Here is a 1,319-nt window from a genome sequence, read left to right on the forward strand (position 1 = left end):
CATGGGGCGTAGCGCGCAGGCCCCGTCCTTCAGGGCGGGGTTAGCGCATCAACAGCAGAGTGGCAGACTAGCGTGCTATGCTGTCACGCATGGGATTGCGGGTGGTGAAGCGGGCGTACCGCTACCGCCTCTATCCGACTCCCGATCAGGCCGCCCAGCTCGCGAGCACCTTCGGCTGCGTCCGCTACGTCTACAACCGGGCGCTCGCCGAACGGCATCGAGCTTGGTTTCAGGAGCAGCGGCGGGTCACTCACGCCGAGACCGACAAGATGCTCACTGGCTGGAAGCGGGAGTCGGGAACGGAGTGGCTCGCCGAACCGTCGAAAGGCCCACTCCAGGCCACACTGCGCAACCTCCAAACCGCCTATGTGAACTTCTGGGAGAAGCGGTCCGGCTACCCGAAGTTCAAAAAGAAGGGCAAGACGGTCGATGCGGCGACCTACTTCCGGAACTGCTTCAGCTACCGGAACGGTCAGATCACGCTGGCGAAGCAGGACCAGCCGCTGACCATCGTCTGGTCCCGTCCATTGCCCAACGGTGCGGTTCCATCGCAGGTCACGGTGTCACGCAACAGCCGGGGGCAGTACCACATCTCGATCCTGGTCGAGGAAACCATCGCCACCCTGCCGACTTCGCCGGGCCGCGTTGGAGTCGACGCGGGGATCACCTCGCTGATCACGCTGTCGACCGGGGAGAAGATGTCCAACCCGCGGCACGAGAAGCAGGATCGAGCCAGGCTCGCCCGCGCCCAGCGGGAACTGGCCCGCAAGGAGAAGGGCTCGGCGAACCGGGCGAAGGCCCGGCTGAAGGTCGCCCAGATTCACGGGCGTATCGCCGATCGGCGCCGGGATCATCTCCACAAGCTGTCCACGAGGATCATCCGCGAGAACCAAACGGTGGTCATCGAGGATCTCACAGTCCGGAACATGGCCCGCAACCGCTCACTCGCCCGCGCGATCTCGGATGCGGGCTGGCGGGACCTGCGGACCATGCTGGAGTACAAGGCTGGCTGGTATGGCCGGAAGGTCATCGCGATCGACCGCTGGTATCCGTCATCGAAGACCTGCTCGTCCTGCGGGACGCTGGTCGAATCCCTGCCGCTGAACATCCGGGAATGGGCGTGCCGCTCCTGTGGCACGGTCCACGACCGGGACGTCAACGCAGCGAAGAACATTCTGGCCGCGGGGCTCGCGGTGTCCGCCTGCGGAGACGGAGTGAGACCACCCCGCTCCTAGAGCGAGGAGGCGTCCGTTGATGAAGCAGGAACCTGCACCGCGAGGTGTGGGAATCCCCGGCCTGAAGGCCGGGGAGGATGTCAA

General features: G+C 65.2%; 1 protein-coding gene. It reads left to right on the forward strand.

Annotated features, from left to right (window positions below):
* Positions 1-89: 89 nt before the first annotated feature.
* Positions 90-1,235 (forward strand): RNA-guided endonuclease InsQ/TnpB family protein, encoded by a 1,146-nt coding sequence (locus tag MJ785_RS21555; RefSeq protein ID WP_370653029.1) that lies wholly within the window; start codon positions 90-92, stop codon positions 1,233-1,235.
* The last annotated feature ends 84 nt before the right edge of the window (positions 1,236-1,319 follow it).

This window comes from Protofrankia sp. CiT1 (genome assembly GCF_917627335.1).
Taxonomy (GTDB): domain Bacteria; phylum Actinomycetota; class Actinomycetes; order Frankiales; family Frankiaceae; genus Protofrankia.